Source organism: Comamonas suwonensis (genome assembly GCF_012844455.2).
Classification (GTDB): domain Bacteria; phylum Pseudomonadota; class Gammaproteobacteria; order Burkholderiales; family Burkholderiaceae_C; genus Comamonas; species Comamonas suwonensis.
The window spans coordinates 25,985-38,605 of sequence record NZ_JABBCQ020000005.1 but is presented as its reverse complement, the minus strand read 5'-3'; the positions used below and the strand labels follow the sequence as shown (position 1 = coordinate 38,605).

Sequence of the window (12,621 nt, the reverse complement as noted above, 5' to 3'; positions counted from 1 at the left end):
CCTCAAGTGCAAATACCGTGCCAGCGTTCCTTGCCCCTCAAACGACTCTTTCATGCGCCGCGCGGCCAGTAACGCGCTGCAAGGCACCGCACTATGGCAGTGCGTCACGCACCAGATACAGGCGCAGTACAGGGCGTGGCACTATTGAAGTGCATGCCCATTGCTACCCCTCAGTGCACGGCAAAGCGCAGCAGATATTCGTAGCTGTTTTGCATCGTTTTCATATCACCCTGCACCGCTTCGCGCCAGATGGCCTGCAAGATATTGGTGCCTGCGGAAGGCGTCACGCTGACCATGCCTTGCGCATCGCTCACAGTCGGCGCACCGTTTTCATTCCATGACAGGCGTGCACCCGCCAGCGGCTTGCCGTTCAGCAGCACCTGCACCTTCAAAGGCTGGCCTGCATGCGGCGCCTGCCCTGTCAGTGGCACGATTTCAAAAATCTGGCCCAGCGGCTTTTGCATCACCGCACCCCATCGCACCACGGTCTTGTGAAACTTGCGCGCATGCACGCCGCGCACGGCACCGGGGTTCTTGTCCATGGGCAGGGGCAACATGTCACCTTCAGGTTTGACGCTACTGAAGTAGCCGTTATCCAGCTCCACCGCAATCAGTGCAGCTTTGGCATTGGGCTTGACGCGAATGCCGCCATGCATGTTCTGCACATCGCAGCTCACCTCGCGCCCGCGCAGGTCGTAGGCATGCACACGCTGCAGCTTGGCCGGGTCAAAGGCTTCGGTCCTGCCTTCGTGGCCGCCGAACTGCATGACATAGCCACCCTGGGTATCGGGCTCCAGCCATACGTTATGGGCATACACAGGATTGGCGCAGAGCAGCCAGGCCGCAGCGGTCGTGCAAAGAATGCGCGCGATCACGCTTTTACGGGTCAGGGGCTGAGACATGAAAACTCCAAAATTTATAGTGAAAACTGCAAGCCCAGTTGCAGGCTGCGCGGTGCGCCTGGTGCCACAAGACGCTGGCCGCCGATCAGGGTCGTCGTGCTGGCATAACGGGTGTCTAAGGCATTGCGCAGCCACAGGTTCAAACTGGCATTGCGCGCCATGTGGGCGGGCAAGCGGTATTGCAGACCCAGATCGATCCAGTGGTAGCTGGCCGCCCATTCGGTATTGCTGGTGTTGATGGGCGAGCGGCCCACATGGCGCAGCACGCCATGCACGGTGATATCGCTGCGCGGCATCCAGCGCGCATGCAAGGTGCTGGTGTATTCGGGCACCGCCACCACACGCCTACCGAGCAGCGCCGCAGAGGCGTTCTGCGTGACTTCAGAGCGGTGATAGCCATAGGCCCATTCGAGATGCCAGGCAGGCCCGGGCAGCCAGTGCAGCTGCATCTCGGCGCCCTTGCGCAGCGTGGCACCCAGGTTTTCATACTCGCCAGGGGCGGTGTTGCGAATCTCCTGGCTGGAGGTGATGCGGTAGACAGCGGCATCGATCAGCCACTGACTCGACGGCTTCCACTGCACGCCCAGCTCGGTCTGGCGGAAAAGGTTCGCGCTCAGGTCGCTGTTGCGCAGCGCATATTTGGCAAAGTCGCTGGGCAGGGAAAATCCTTGCGACCAGCTGGCACGCACGGCCGTCCGGGCATTGAGCTGGGCCAGCGCACCCAGCTTGGGACTGGCCTGGCTGCGGCCCTGCATGCGATGGCATTCATCGCCGCCGGTCTCGGTACCCAGCAGACGGCAACTGCCGTCAAAATGGTCCCAGCGCAGCGCGGCCGAGGTCTGCAGCCAATCCGCAGCCTGCCAGTGGCCCTGGCCATACAGGGCGGTGTTGTTCAGCCGCGTATTGCGGTCATCCAGCGCGGCAGCCATGCGCTGGCGGTTGACCAATCCATCCCAGTAGCCGTAGTCGGTGGATTCGCGCACCTGCTCCAGCCCCAGCATCCAGTTCAGTTCGCGCGCGGCAACAGCCGTCTTGCCGCTCAGGTTCAACCCCGCGCCCAGCACGCGGCGGTCATAGCGTTCCTCACGCTGCATCCAGCTGCCGCCGCGCGGGCGCGTGAACCAGCGCACAAAATCTTGCTGCGTGGCATAGGCAAAGCCCAGCAGCCGGGTTTCTCCGCCGAGCGCGTACTGGGCGTCAAGGCGCAGCGTGCCGAAGTGCTTGTTGGCACCGTCTCCCACCACGCGCGCATCTTTACCCTGTGGGTCCTGCCGCCACTGCGCTTCGGTCAGATAGCTGGGCGAATCGCCACGCGCCTCATGCCAGCGGCTGGACAGCGAAATATCGAGTTTTTCATGCACCTGGTGCTTCCAGGTGCCGCTGAGGGTGCTGCGCTCAAAGCCCGAGCTGGGCCGCGCACCATCGCCGCGCGAATGCTGGGCCGCCAGATTGAGCTGATCGCCGCCCTCCAGCCCGCGCCCCAGCGCGGCCTGCGTATCCCACAGGCCGTGCGAGCCTGCGCTGACCTCCACATCGGTATAGCTGCCGCTGCGGCGCGTGCGCAGCTCCACCAGACCGGCGCGGTTGTAATTGCCCTGCAGCACCGATACCGGGCCGCGATAGACATTGACCTTGTCCAGCTCCAGCGGCACCACCACATTCAGATCGAAGTAGCCATCGGCATGTGACGTGGCTTCGTTCAGTGGAATGCCATCCAGCGTGGCCGCCACATCACCGCCATGGCCGCCACCGCCAAAGCCGCGCAGTACCAGCCCGTTGGCCACGCCGCTGAGCTGGTAGTGATGGACATGCATGCCAGGCACCTGGCTCCAGAGCGATTCGACCTCCTGGCGCGGCTGCTCACGCAAATCGTCACGTCCTATTTCCGTCACCGAAAAAACCGGCTGCACCGCATCCAGCGACTGGCCCTTGACCTGGACTTCAGCCAGCCGAACTTCGGCCTCATGCGCCCACACATTGCCATGCAGCAGCACATAACAGGCCAGTGCGGTGTACCCCAGCGTCACCGCCTGGCAGCGACTTCCGAACGCTGAATTCTTCTTTGTCCTCATGCGCCAGATAGAGCAAGGTCCATGCCATGCAATGCACCGATTCCGCTCCTACCCCACCCCCGCATGCACCACAACCCGACACACCTGTCAGATGTTGGTGCAATGACGCTCCACAGATGCACCAGCAAGGTGCACCTTCATTCATTTCAGGCCATGTGACCGCAGCGCAAACGCACCGCTTTGGCACAGCACTTGCTAGATACCAGCACATAGAAATCACCGCACACAGTGAGCCGCACCGACTGCGCGAGCCAGCGACCCCAGCCTTGAGTACAAGGAAATGGAACTGACACCCCGCGGTCATTCGGCCCTGCCGAATGCGCGATCTGACGGAGGAATTAAAGAAGATGGAACTGACTCCTCGCGAAAAAGACAAGCTGCTGATCTTTACCGCCGCCCTGCTGGCAGAGCGGCGCAAGGCGCGCGGCCTCAAGCTCAACTACCCGGAGTCCGTGGCGCTGATCAGCGCCTTTGTGATGGAAGGCGCGCGCGATGGCCGCACTGTCGCCCAGCTCATGAGCGAAGGCCGCAGCGTGCTGACGCGCGCCGATGTGATGGAAGGCATTCCCGAGATGATTCCCGACATACAGATCGAGGCCACCTTTCCCGACGGCACCAAGCTCGTCACCGTGCACGAGCCCATTGCCTGATCCATCACCTGATTCAGCAGCAACTTCAAGCCTTTTAGCCCGCTAGCCCTTACCGATCAAGCGCAGACAGCTATGAAATTCAAGCAAATCATTATCACCACTGCCGCTGCCGCAGCGGCCCTGCCCCTGTCCGCGCTCGCCCATGTGGGTGCCGATGGCGGCGGCCACCATCACTTTCTCGACAGCCTGAGCCACGCTTTTGCCCACCCTTTCACGGGTGCAGACCATTTGGCCGCCATGCTGGCTGTGGGCGCGTGGAGCGCCCTGACCATGCCCAGCCTGCGCACCGCATGGCGCGCCCCTGCCGCCTTTGTCGCCTTGCTGGTAGCAGGCGCACTGGCCGGCTTTGCGGGCCTGTGGGTGCCGGGTGTGGAGCCCATGATTGCCGCATCGGTGCTGGTGCTGGGCCTGCTGGTGCTGGTACAGAAAAAAATGCCCTGGAGCGCTGCGGCCGCGCTGGCCGGCGTGTTCGCTTTTTTTCACGGCGCAGCACATGGGTTTGAGCTGGCCGGTGACAGCGGCATGGCAGCTGTGGGGGCACTGGCAGGCATTGCGCTGGGTTCAGCCACCCTGCATATCGCGGGCATTGTGCTTGGCCATGCCGTCATGCAGCGCCATCAGTGGGTGGCCAAGCTCGGCGGGGCCGCAACCGCTGCCCTTGGCGCTTTCATGCTGACCAAACTCGCTTGAGGAGGCGCACATGATCCCCGGTGAACTACTGCTGGACGAAGGCGCTCACAAACTCAACCCCGGACGCACTGTGACCACGCTGGTGGTGCAAAACGCCAGCGACCGGCCGATTCAGGTCGGCTCCCACTACCACTTTGCAGAGACGAACGCGGGCCTGTCGTTTGACCGCGAAGCCGCCCACGGCAAGCGCCTGAACATTGCCAGCGGCATGGCCGTGCGTTTTGAGCCGGGCCAGCAGCGCACGGTGGAATTGGTAGACATCGGCGGCGACCGCCAGATTTATGGCTTTCGCGGCTTGATTCAAGGAGCGCTCTGACATGGCAACGATGGACCGACGCGCCTACGCCGAAACCTTTGGCCCCACCGTGGGCGACCGCCTGCGTCTGGCCGATACCGAGCTGATCGTGGAGGTGGAGCAAGACTTCACGCTGCGCGCCGGCGGCTATGGCGAGGAAGTGAAGTTTGGCGGCGGCAAAACCATTCGCGACGGCATGGCGCAAAGCCAGCGCACACGCGCGCAGGGGGCCGTAGATACCGTGCTGACCAATGCCCTGATCATCGACCACTGGGGCATTGTCAAAGCCGATATCGGCCTCAAGGACGGGCGCATTGTGGCGGTTGGCAAGGCGGGAAATCCGGACACCCAGCCCGGCGTGGACATCATCATTGGCCCCGGCACCGAGATCATCAGCTGCGAAGGCAATATCGTCACCGCAGGCGGCATCGACACGCACATCCATTTCATCGCGCCGCAGCAGATTGAAGAGGCGCTGACCAGTGGCGTGACCACCATGATTGGCGGCGGCACCGGCCCCGCCACGGGTACGTTTGCCACCACCTGCACGCCCGGCCCCTGGCATATGGAACGCATGCTGCAGGCGGCAGATGCCTTCCCCATGAACATCGGTTTTCTGGGCAAGGGCAATGCCAGCCTGCCTGCCGGGCTGCACGAGCAAATCAGCGCGGGGGCCATCGGCCTGAAGCTGCACGAAGACTGGGGCAGCACGCCTGCGGCCATCAGCAACTGCCTGGATGTGGCCGAGGAGACCGACACCCAGGTGGCCATCCACACCGACACACTCAATGAATCCGGCTTTGTGGAAGACACGGTGGCGGCCTTCAAGGGCCGCACCATCCACACCTTTCACACCGAAGGCGCGGGCGGCGGCCATGCGCCCGACATTCTGAAAGTGGTGGGCGAGGCCAATGTGCTGCCCAGCTCCACCAACCCCACGCGTCCCTACACGATCAACACACTGGACGAGCATGTGGACATGCTGATGGTCTGCCACCACCTGGATGCTGGCATTGCCGAGGATCTAGCCTTTGCCGAAAGCCGCATCCGCAAGGAAACGATTGCGGCTGAAGACATACTGCACGACATCGGCGCGATCAGCATGTTCAGCTCCGACAGCCAGGCCATGGGCCGCGTGGGCGAAGTGATTTTGCGCACCTGGCAGACCGCCCACAAGATGAAGCAGCAGCGCGGTCCTCTGCAAGGCGACGGAGCCAGAAACGACAACTTCCGCATCAAGCGCTATATCGCCAAATACACCATCAACCCCGCGATTGCGCATGGCCTCAGCCACGAGGTGGGCAGTATTGAGGTGGGAAAGTGGGCCGACATCGTGATCTGGAAGCCCGCCTTTTTTGGCGTCAAACCCTTTTGCATTTTGAAGGGCGGCAGCATTGCCATGGCGGCCATGGGCGACCCCAATGCATCGATTCCCACGCCCCAGCCCGTGCACTACCGGCCCATGTTTGCCAGCTTTGGCGGAGCGATTGCCAGGACATCACTCACCTTTGTCTCGCAAGCCGGTCTGGCCGCAGGCATTGGCCAGCGCTTTGGTCTGCACAAGACTTTGTCGGCGGTGAAGGGCATTCGCAATGTGAAGAAACAGCACATGATTCACAACGATCTGGCACCCCACATGGAAATAGACGCCCAGACCTACGCCGTGCGCGCCAATGGCGACTTGCTGACCTGCGAGCCCGCCACCAGCCTGCCCATGGCGCAGCGCTACTTTTTATTCTGAGCGCTGTTGAGAGAAAACGCGGTATCCGGATGCTGAACACCCTTGCCCTCAAACCATTGCAGCCAGTCGCTGGCGGCAATGCGCGGGGCGTACTGCACGGTGGCGGGCATGGCTTCGTACACCAGCACCGCCAGTGGTTGCTGGCGGCCATCGCAGCACATCACAGGCAGGGTCAGGACCCGCTTGCGGTACTCGCCCATGTCCTGCGGCCACAGACCTTCAATGCGGTCCATGGCCTGCTCCAGCGCGGCGCTCATGGGGTAGACCTCGGCCACGACAGTCTGCGTTCCATTGAGTGTCAGGCCGGGGTACCAGCCCAGGTCAAACAAGCTGCCCGTGAGCTGCGTTCTGCCCATGCAGACAATGCCCGGCTGCAGTCTGGCAATGTCGTTGATGCCACCTGCACGCAAAGTGCCATAAACCGCCACATGCGCAGCACCACAGGCTTGCCAGCCCGTCGAAGATTCTTTTTCCATCACCATATCCAGAGAGTTTTCAAACCGTTTGGCAGCAGCAAAAAACACGCCAACCTATTTGATGATCTGCGAAGCACGCTCCTATTTTGATTGCCCATGCTGACTGCCAACAAACTGCTGCCTCAGGGCCAAGGCCTTTCCACCGTACTGCTCAAGCGTGCCGCCACGATTGAGCTGGACTGGGATGTGCGCCAAAAATCCCGTTTTGCCGCCACCGACAACCAGGGGCGGGCGCTAGCCATCTTTTTGCCACGTGGCCAGGCGGTGCGGGGTGGTGATGTACTGGTGGCGGAGGACGGAAGCCTGATCCGCGTGCTGGCCGCGCCGCAAAAAGTGCTGCGCATTACGGCCTGCGCCGAGCATGGCACGCCGTTTGATCTGATGCGCGCCGCCTACCACCTGGGCAACCGCCATGTGCCGATTGAGCTGCAGCCCGATCACCTGAAAATCGAGCCTGACCATGTGCTTGCCGATATGTTGCGCAGCATGCATATGACCGTGGTGGAATCCGATCTTCCCTTTGAGCCCGAAGGCGGTGCCTACGGCGGCCATGTGACCAATGATGGACACAGCCATCACCACGGGCATGGTCACCCACATGCACACGATCACGGGCATGAACACTGAGACCCAGCCCGCAGCGCCAGCCCCGCAACCGGGGCTGAGCCAGCACAGCTTTTTGCAGCTGATGTGGCTGGCTTCGCCTGCCTTGCCGATTGGAGGCTTTTCATACTCAGAAGGTCTTGAAGCGGCCATTAATGCTGCGCTGGTCACTACAGAAAAAGAAGCAGCCAACTGGCTGGTGCAGCAGCTCCATCTGACCCAGTCGCGTGGAGATATGGCGGTGATTGCACAGGCGGTTGCGGCATGGCAGCAGCACGATCTGCCCCGCGTTGCAGCGCTGAACCAGTGGGTGCGTACCACGCGCGAAACGAGTGAGCTGCGGCTGCAGACCGAGCAAATGGGCCGATCGCTGACCGACTGGTTGCGCAACCGCCATGCCGACGCCCCCGAACACCACAACGCCATCGCCTGGCTGGCCGCTCAAGATGCCAGTTACCCCGTGGCCTTTGCGTTTGCGGCTTTCTGCACGGGTGCGGCACCCCGCGATGCGTTGCTGGCCTTTGCCTTTGGCTGGGCGGAGAACATGGTGCAGGCCGCCATCAAAGCCGTGCCTCTGGGCCAAAGTGCAGGTCAGCGCATTCTGGCAAAGCTGACGCAAGAAATCCCCCAAGCTGTTGACCATGCGCTGGCACTGCCAGACAGCGGGCGGCAGGCTTTTTCGCCCATGCTGGCTATTTTGTCGGCCCAGCATGAACACCAATATTCACGCCTGTTTCGATCATGAGCACTGCACTGCACCACATCCCCAACCGCACCAAAAAACTCCCCCCCCTGCGCGTGGGCATTGGCGGGCCCGTGGGCTCGGGCAAGACCACCATTCTGGAAATGCTGTGCAAGGCCATGCGTGAAAAGTGGGACCTGATCGCCATCACCAACGATATCTACACCAAGGAAGATCAGCGTCTGCTGACCGTCAGTGGCGCGCTGCCGGCTGAGCGCATCATGGGCGTGGAAACCGGCGGCTGCCCGCACACCGCCATTCGTGAAGACGCATCCATCAACCTGGAAGCCATTGACCGCATGCTCAAGGACTTCCCCGATGCCGACATCGTCTTCATCGAATCGGGCGGCGACAACTTGGCTGCCACCTTCAGCCCCGAACTTTCGGACCTCACGATCTACGTCATCGACGTGGCAGCGGGCGAAAAAATTCCGCGCAAGGGCGGGCCCGGCATCACCAAGAGCGATCTGTTTGTCATCAACAAGACCGATCTGGCCCCCCACGTGGGGGCCAACCTGGAGATCATGCGCAGCGACACCATCAAGCAGCGCACCACGCCCAAAGGACTCAAGCCCTTTGTGATGACCAACCTCAAAACCCTGGACGGCCTGGACGAAGTGGTGGCCTTCATCGAAAAGCAGGGCCTGCTGACGAGCTGATTTCAGACGAAAAAAAGCCGCCTCAAACGGCGGCTGTTTCTATCACCAGTGCGTGATTACTGGTTTGCCAGATCCAGATGGAACTCGCGAGCTTCTTGGATGAATTCGATCAGGGAGTTGAGAGCTTGGCGCATGATGAACTTTCTATGAAATCAAGAGATGCACTTCAAGCGATGGACAGTACGCATCTCAAGCACTGCCAGCACCGGGTTAAACCTTAAGGGTTAACCCTTGCGATAAGTATAAACCACTACTTTTTGCTTTGCAAGCGCTGCTGAGCGCAGTTGCCGCACGCCAATGCTCAAAAACGACATCCAGCCCAGTCGAATCGCTTAATCAAGCCCAGATTTGCCAAATTCCTGCATCCAATTGAGTGAAATTTGCTGTACTTTTTAACAGTACGTCGCCAGGCTTGTGTGCTGACTGCTACGCTATGGGCTGTTGACAATCTTTGAGGCGGGCTTACAGCTCCCGCAGGTGGAAAGTGGAAATGGCGCGTGATTTGGGTTTGCAGCAGATGGCCGGGGCTCCGGTTGATCGAATGAACGCCGACATCCTGCCCGGCGAATATGCCGCGCCCCGGTTTTGCCCTTGTGGAGTCTGTGCATGACATCCACACTGACCGGCCCCAGCACCCCCGCCTCGTGGAACATCACGACCATGAACCCGGCAGAAGCCCCGTGGCATCTGCTGCTGCTGGCCGACCCCTCGCGTGAGCGCATCAAGCGCTACCTGCCCCACTCCACCTGCTTTGCGGCCCGCCAGACCGCCCAGTTCACGCCCAGCGGTCTGGGTGCGCTGATTGGTGTCTGCGTGCTGACGCCTGAGGGTGACGGGCAGCACAAGTGGGAGTTGATCAATATGGCCGTGTCCACAGCCTGGCAGCGCAACGGCATTGGCTCGGCCCTGCTGCACCGCGCCATCCGCGATATGCGCCAGCGCGGCGTGCGGCAACTGGAAGTGGGGACCGGCAGCTTTGGCGATCAACTGCTGTTCTACCAGCGCATAGGCTTTCGCGTCACCGACATAGAGCGCGACTTTTTTTTGCAGAACTACACCACCCCGCTGTGGGAGCGCGGCGTGCAGCACAAAGACATGCTCAAGCTGACGCTGGATTTGTAGTTCCATTCAAAAACAATAGCAACTCGCGCAAGTTGCAAAAGGGCTACCGCGCAAAAACAATAAGAGGCACCTTGGTGCCTCTTTCGTGAGATCGTCAGACCCGAATGGTTCAAGCGGTCTTGATACTACGACGCGCACGCACGGCCTGCGCCAGCTGCTCCAGCACCGGAATCGTCTGCTCCATGCTGATGCAGGCATCGGTCAGAGACACGCCGTAGGCCAGCTCTTCGCCTTCCACGATGTCCTGACGGCCTTCGTGAATATGGCTTTCAATCATCACACCGGTGATGCGTGCATCACCCGCCGCCACCTGCTGCGCCACATCGGCACCGACGTCGATCTGGCGACGGTGCTGTTTGCTGCTGTTGGCGTGCGAAAAATCAATCATCACCTGCGGGCGCAGGCCGGATTTTTCCAGAATCTCGCTGGCAGCCTGCACATGGGCAGCGTCGTAATTGGGGGCCTTGCCACCGCGCAGAATGACATGGCAATCCTGGTTGCCGCGTGTCTCGAAGATGGCGCTCTGGCCCATCTTGGTCATGCCCATGAAAGCATGGCTGGACTGTGCGGCCAAGATGGCGTCGCTGGCTACTTTCAGGCCGCCATCGGTGCCGTTCTTGAATCCCACAGGGCAGCTGAGGCCGCTGGCCAGCTGGCGGTGGCTCTGGCTCTCTGTCGTGCGCGCACCAATCGCGCCCCAGCTGACAAGGTCGCTGATGAACTGGGGCGACAGCAGGTCCAGAAACTCCGTCCCCGCAGGCAGGCCCAGCTCCAGAATGTCCAGCAGCAGGCGGCGCGCCAGCTCCAGCCCCTCGTTCACGGCAAAGCTACCATCGCGGTAGGGGTCATTGATGTAGCCCTTCCAGCCCACGGTGGTGCGCGGCTTTTCAAAGTACACGCGCATGACGATGAGCAGATCGTCCTTGAGCGCATCGGCCTGCACCTTGAGCTGGCGAGCGTAATCCATGGCCTGATCGTGGTCGTGAATCGAGCACGGGCCGACCACCACCACCAGACGGTCATCCTGCCCATGCAGCACGCGCGAGATGGCTGCGCGGCTGGACTCCACCAGCGCATAGGCTTGCTCGGTAATGGGTAGCCACTCTTCCAGCAGTGCGGGCGTGAGCAGCGGGCGCACGATCTTGATGCGCGTGTCATCCACGCGGGTTTTATCCAGAGTGGTCAGCTTGGGGGTGGCGGGCACGGCCTTGCGCGGGGCCGGTGCAGTCGTGGAAGGCGTGGAGGAGTTCATGCCTCTATTGTCGCCTTGCCCGGGCAGCTGCGCGGGCAGACCTGTTATTCGCCGCTGGAGAGCTTCATCAGCACCAGCCCGCTGACGATCAGCACGGCGGCACCCACGCGCATGGCACTGATCTGCTCACCCAGCACCGTGATGCCCACCACAAAGGCACCTACAGCGCCAATGCCCGTCCAGATCACATAGGCCGTACCGAGGGGCAGCGTGCGCATGGCAATCGACAGCAGGCCAAAGCTGGCAATCATGGCCACGATGGTGATGACGCTGTATCTGAAGTGAGTGAAACCATTGGACTGCTTCATGGTGAAGGCCCAGAGCACTTCAAGAACACCAGCGATCAGCAGATAAACCCAAGCCATAGCAAACCTCTTTGGAGATGAATGGCCAGGTCGTCCCGGCAAGAAAAAAGCCATGTGCAACATAGCCAGGCAGGGTCGTCCCTGTTGATTGAATGCTAACCGGCAGCGGCAAACCCGGTCCAGCCTTGGGTGGTTCATGCGCCACAGGCGCTGGCAAATACTTCGTCCAACTCAACGATGCCGACACGCTGAGGCTCACGCACAGTGAGCCTGACAAACCCCAAGGAGAGATGACACATGAATCGACTGCAAGACCGCGTCGCCCTGATTACTGGCGCAGGAGCCGGCATTGGCAAAGGCGTTGCGCGCCGCTTTGCCGCCGAGGGTGCCAGCCTGTGGCTCGCCGATATCAATGCCGAAACCTGCGCCGCAGCGGCGCAGGAAATCAGCGAAGAGTTTGGCGTGCAAGTCGGCTACTCGGCGGCAGATGTCAGCGAACATGCGGCCGTGCAAACCATGGTCGATGCTGCGCTGGCGCGCTTTGGCCGGGTGGACATCCTGGTCAACAACGCCTGGGGCCGTCGCCCCGGCGCCAAGCCCGGCTTTGCGCAGGTAGAGACGCTCAGCGATCTGGACGCCGACTGGGCCTGGCGCATTGGCGCACAGTCTGCGCTGTGGGCCATGCAGGCCGTCTTTCCCGGCATGAAGGAGCGCGGCTGGGGGCGGGTCATCAATATGTGCTCGCTCAATGGCGTCAATGCCCACCCCTATTCGGTGGACTACAACATGGCCAAGGAAGCGCTGCGCACTCTTACCCGCTCCGCCGCACGTGAATGGGCGGCCCATGGCATCTGCTGCAACGCCATCTGCCCTGGCGCAGCCACCGAGGCTTACCAAAAGTTCGCCACCGCCCAGCCGGACAATGCGGCCGACATGCTGCGCATGAACCCCATGGGCTATATGGGTGACCCAGAGCGCGACATTGGCGGCGCTGCGCTCTTCCTGGCCAGCGAAGACTGTCGCTATGTGACCGGCAACACGCTGTTTGTCGATGGCGGCAGCCACATCAACGGCGTGCCGTGGCTGCCGAAACAGAGGTAAAAAAGCCCCGC

14 protein-coding genes are annotated in these 12,621 nt (G+C 61.5%); 9 read left to right on the top strand and 5 right to left on the bottom strand.

Translation table 11 applies throughout. From position 1 onward, the window contains the following. Window positions 1-170 precede the first annotated feature (170 nt). Together HF327_RS06940 and HF327_RS06935 are read right to left on the bottom strand one after the other, a co-directional pair. A complete protein-coding gene (locus tag HF327_RS06940; protein WP_169107556.1) occupies window positions 171-902 on the bottom strand; it encodes a DUF4198 domain-containing protein in 732 nt (243 codons plus the stop codon). A 14-nt stretch (window positions 903-916) separates the two neighbouring features. Beyond that, on the bottom strand, window positions 917-2,974 hold the full coding sequence (locus tag HF327_RS06935; RefSeq protein WP_169107555.1) for a TonB-dependent receptor: 2,058 nt from the start codon (window positions 2,972-2,974) through the stop codon (window positions 917-919). Between the two features lie 347 nt (window positions 2,975-3,321). On the opposite strand from HF327_RS06935, the gene HF327_RS06930 reads away from it, so the two are divergent. From HF327_RS06930 to ureC, 4 genes are all read left to right on the top strand, one after another. Continuing rightward, window positions 3,322-3,624: an urease subunit gamma gene (locus HF327_RS06930; protein ID WP_099735397.1), complete on the top strand. Its 303-nt coding sequence runs from the start codon at window positions 3,322-3,324 to the stop codon at window positions 3,622-3,624. A gap of 72 nt (window positions 3,625-3,696) precedes the next feature. Then, window positions 3,697-4,314, top strand: coding sequence for a HupE/UreJ family protein (locus HF327_RS06925; protein WP_169107554.1), 618 nt, complete (start codon window positions 3,697-3,699; stop codon window positions 4,312-4,314). A 10-nt stretch (window positions 4,315-4,324) separates the two neighbouring features. Beyond that, window positions 4,325-4,630, top strand: a complete 306-nt coding sequence (locus HF327_RS06920; protein WP_169107553.1) for an urease subunit beta — start codon at window positions 4,325-4,327, stop codon at window positions 4,628-4,630. 1 nt (window position 4,631) lies between these two features. Then, on the top strand, window positions 4,632-6,350 hold the full coding sequence (ureC, locus tag HF327_RS06915) for an urease subunit alpha (protein WP_169107552.1): 1,719 nt from the start codon (window positions 4,632-4,634) through the stop codon (window positions 6,348-6,350). Here the strand turns inward: ureC and HF327_RS06910 are convergent. Then, window positions 6,335-6,826: a gamma-glutamylcyclotransferase family protein gene (locus tag HF327_RS06910; RefSeq protein WP_236024085.1), complete on the bottom strand. Its 492-nt coding sequence runs from the start codon at window positions 6,824-6,826 to the stop codon at window positions 6,335-6,337. The two genes, ureC and HF327_RS06910, sit on opposite strands and share 16 nt — an antisense overlap. A gap of 96 nt (window positions 6,827-6,922) precedes the next feature. Here HF327_RS06910 and ureE point away from each other — a divergent pair, with 96 nt between their 5' ends. The 4 genes from ureE (at window position 6,923) to HF327_RS06890 (ending at window position 9,952) form a co-directional block, all read left to right on the top strand. Then, window positions 6,923-7,453, top strand: coding sequence for an urease accessory protein UreE (gene ureE, locus HF327_RS06905; RefSeq protein ID WP_169107551.1), 531 nt, complete (start codon window positions 6,923-6,925; stop codon window positions 7,451-7,453). Continuing rightward, the gene (locus HF327_RS06900; RefSeq protein WP_169107749.1) at window positions 7,443-8,174 is read left to right on the top strand and encodes an urease accessory protein UreF; all 732 of its coding nucleotides are present in this window, start codon (window positions 7,443-7,445) and stop codon (window positions 8,172-8,174) included. The genes ureE and HF327_RS06900 overlap by 11 nt, the downstream gene beginning before the upstream one ends. Further along, window positions 8,171-8,830 (top strand): urease accessory protein UreG, encoded by a 660-nt coding sequence (gene ureG, locus HF327_RS06895; RefSeq protein WP_169107550.1) that lies wholly within the window; start codon window positions 8,171-8,173, stop codon window positions 8,828-8,830. Before HF327_RS06900 ends, ureG begins: the two co-directional genes overlap by 4 nt. Before the next feature lie 606 nt (window positions 8,831-9,436). Further along, complete coding sequence (locus HF327_RS06890; RefSeq protein ID WP_169107549.1) at window positions 9,437-9,952, top strand: GNAT family N-acetyltransferase; 516 nt, start codon at window positions 9,437-9,439, stop codon at window positions 9,950-9,952. 109 nt (window positions 9,953-10,061) lie between these two features. Here the strand turns inward: HF327_RS06890 and HF327_RS06885 are convergent, their stop codons facing one another. Beyond that, entirely contained in the window at window positions 10,062-11,204 is a 1,143-nt protein-coding gene (locus HF327_RS06885; protein WP_236024084.1) for a 3-deoxy-7-phosphoheptulonate synthase, read from the bottom strand. A 44-nt stretch (window positions 11,205-11,248) separates the two neighbouring features. Beyond that, a complete protein-coding gene (locus HF327_RS06880) occupies window positions 11,249-11,569 on the bottom strand; it encodes a DMT family transporter (RefSeq protein ID WP_169107548.1) in 321 nt (106 codons plus the stop codon). 237 nt (window positions 11,570-11,806) lie between these two features. Here HF327_RS06880 and HF327_RS06875 point away from each other — a divergent pair, with 237 nt between their 5' ends. Continuing rightward, on the top strand, window positions 11,807-12,610 hold the full coding sequence (locus HF327_RS06875) for an SDR family NAD(P)-dependent oxidoreductase (RefSeq protein WP_169107547.1): 804 nt from the start codon (window positions 11,807-11,809) through the stop codon (window positions 12,608-12,610). Window positions 12,611-12,621: the final 11 nt, after the last annotated feature.

Bases quoted from the DNA above. Each gene is read 5' to 3' on its own strand.
- HF327_RS06935 (WP_169107555.1), bottom strand. From the start codon at position 2,974: ATGAGGACAAAGAAGAATTCAGCGTTCGGAAGTCGCTGCCAGGCGGTG.
- HF327_RS06920 (WP_169107553.1), top strand. From the start codon at position 4,325: ATGATCCCCGGTGAACTACTGCTGGACGAAGGCGCTCACAAACTCAAC.
- HF327_RS06910 (WP_236024085.1), bottom strand. From the start codon at position 6,826: ATGGAAAAAGAATCTTCGACGGGCTGGCAAGCCTGTGGTGCTGCGCAT.
- HF327_RS06930 (WP_099735397.1), top strand. From the start codon at position 3,322: ATGGAACTGACTCCTCGCGAAAAAGACAAGCTGCTGATCTTTACCGCC.
- HF327_RS06925 (WP_169107554.1), top strand. From the start codon at position 3,697: ATGAAATTCAAGCAAATCATTATCACCACTGCCGCTGCCGCAGCGGCC.
- ureG (WP_169107550.1), top strand. From the start codon at position 8,171: ATGAGCACTGCACTGCACCACATCCCCAACCGCACCAAAAAACTCCCC.
- HF327_RS06890 (WP_169107549.1), top strand. From the start codon at position 9,437: ATGACATCCACACTGACCGGCCCCAGCACCCCCGCCTCGTGGAACATC.
- HF327_RS06880 (WP_169107548.1), bottom strand. From the start codon at position 11,569: ATGGCTTGGGTTTATCTGCTGATCGCTGGTGTTCTTGAAGTGCTCTGG.
- ureC (WP_169107552.1), top strand. From the start codon at position 4,632: ATGGCAACGATGGACCGACGCGCCTACGCCGAAACCTTTGGCCCCACC.
- HF327_RS06900 (WP_169107749.1), top strand. From the start codon at position 7,443: ATGAACACTGAGACCCAGCCCGCAGCGCCAGCCCCGCAACCGGGGCTG.
- HF327_RS06885 (WP_236024084.1), bottom strand. From the start codon at position 11,204: ATGAACTCCTCCACGCCTTCCACGACTGCACCGGCCCCGCGCAAGGCC.
- ureE (WP_169107551.1), top strand. From the start codon at position 6,923: ATGCTGACTGCCAACAAACTGCTGCCTCAGGGCCAAGGCCTTTCCACC.
- HF327_RS06940 (WP_169107556.1), bottom strand. From the start codon at position 902: ATGTCTCAGCCCCTGACCCGTAAAAGCGTGATCGCGCGCATTCTTTGC.
- HF327_RS06875 (WP_169107547.1), top strand. From the start codon at position 11,807: ATGAATCGACTGCAAGACCGCGTCGCCCTGATTACTGGCGCAGGAGCC.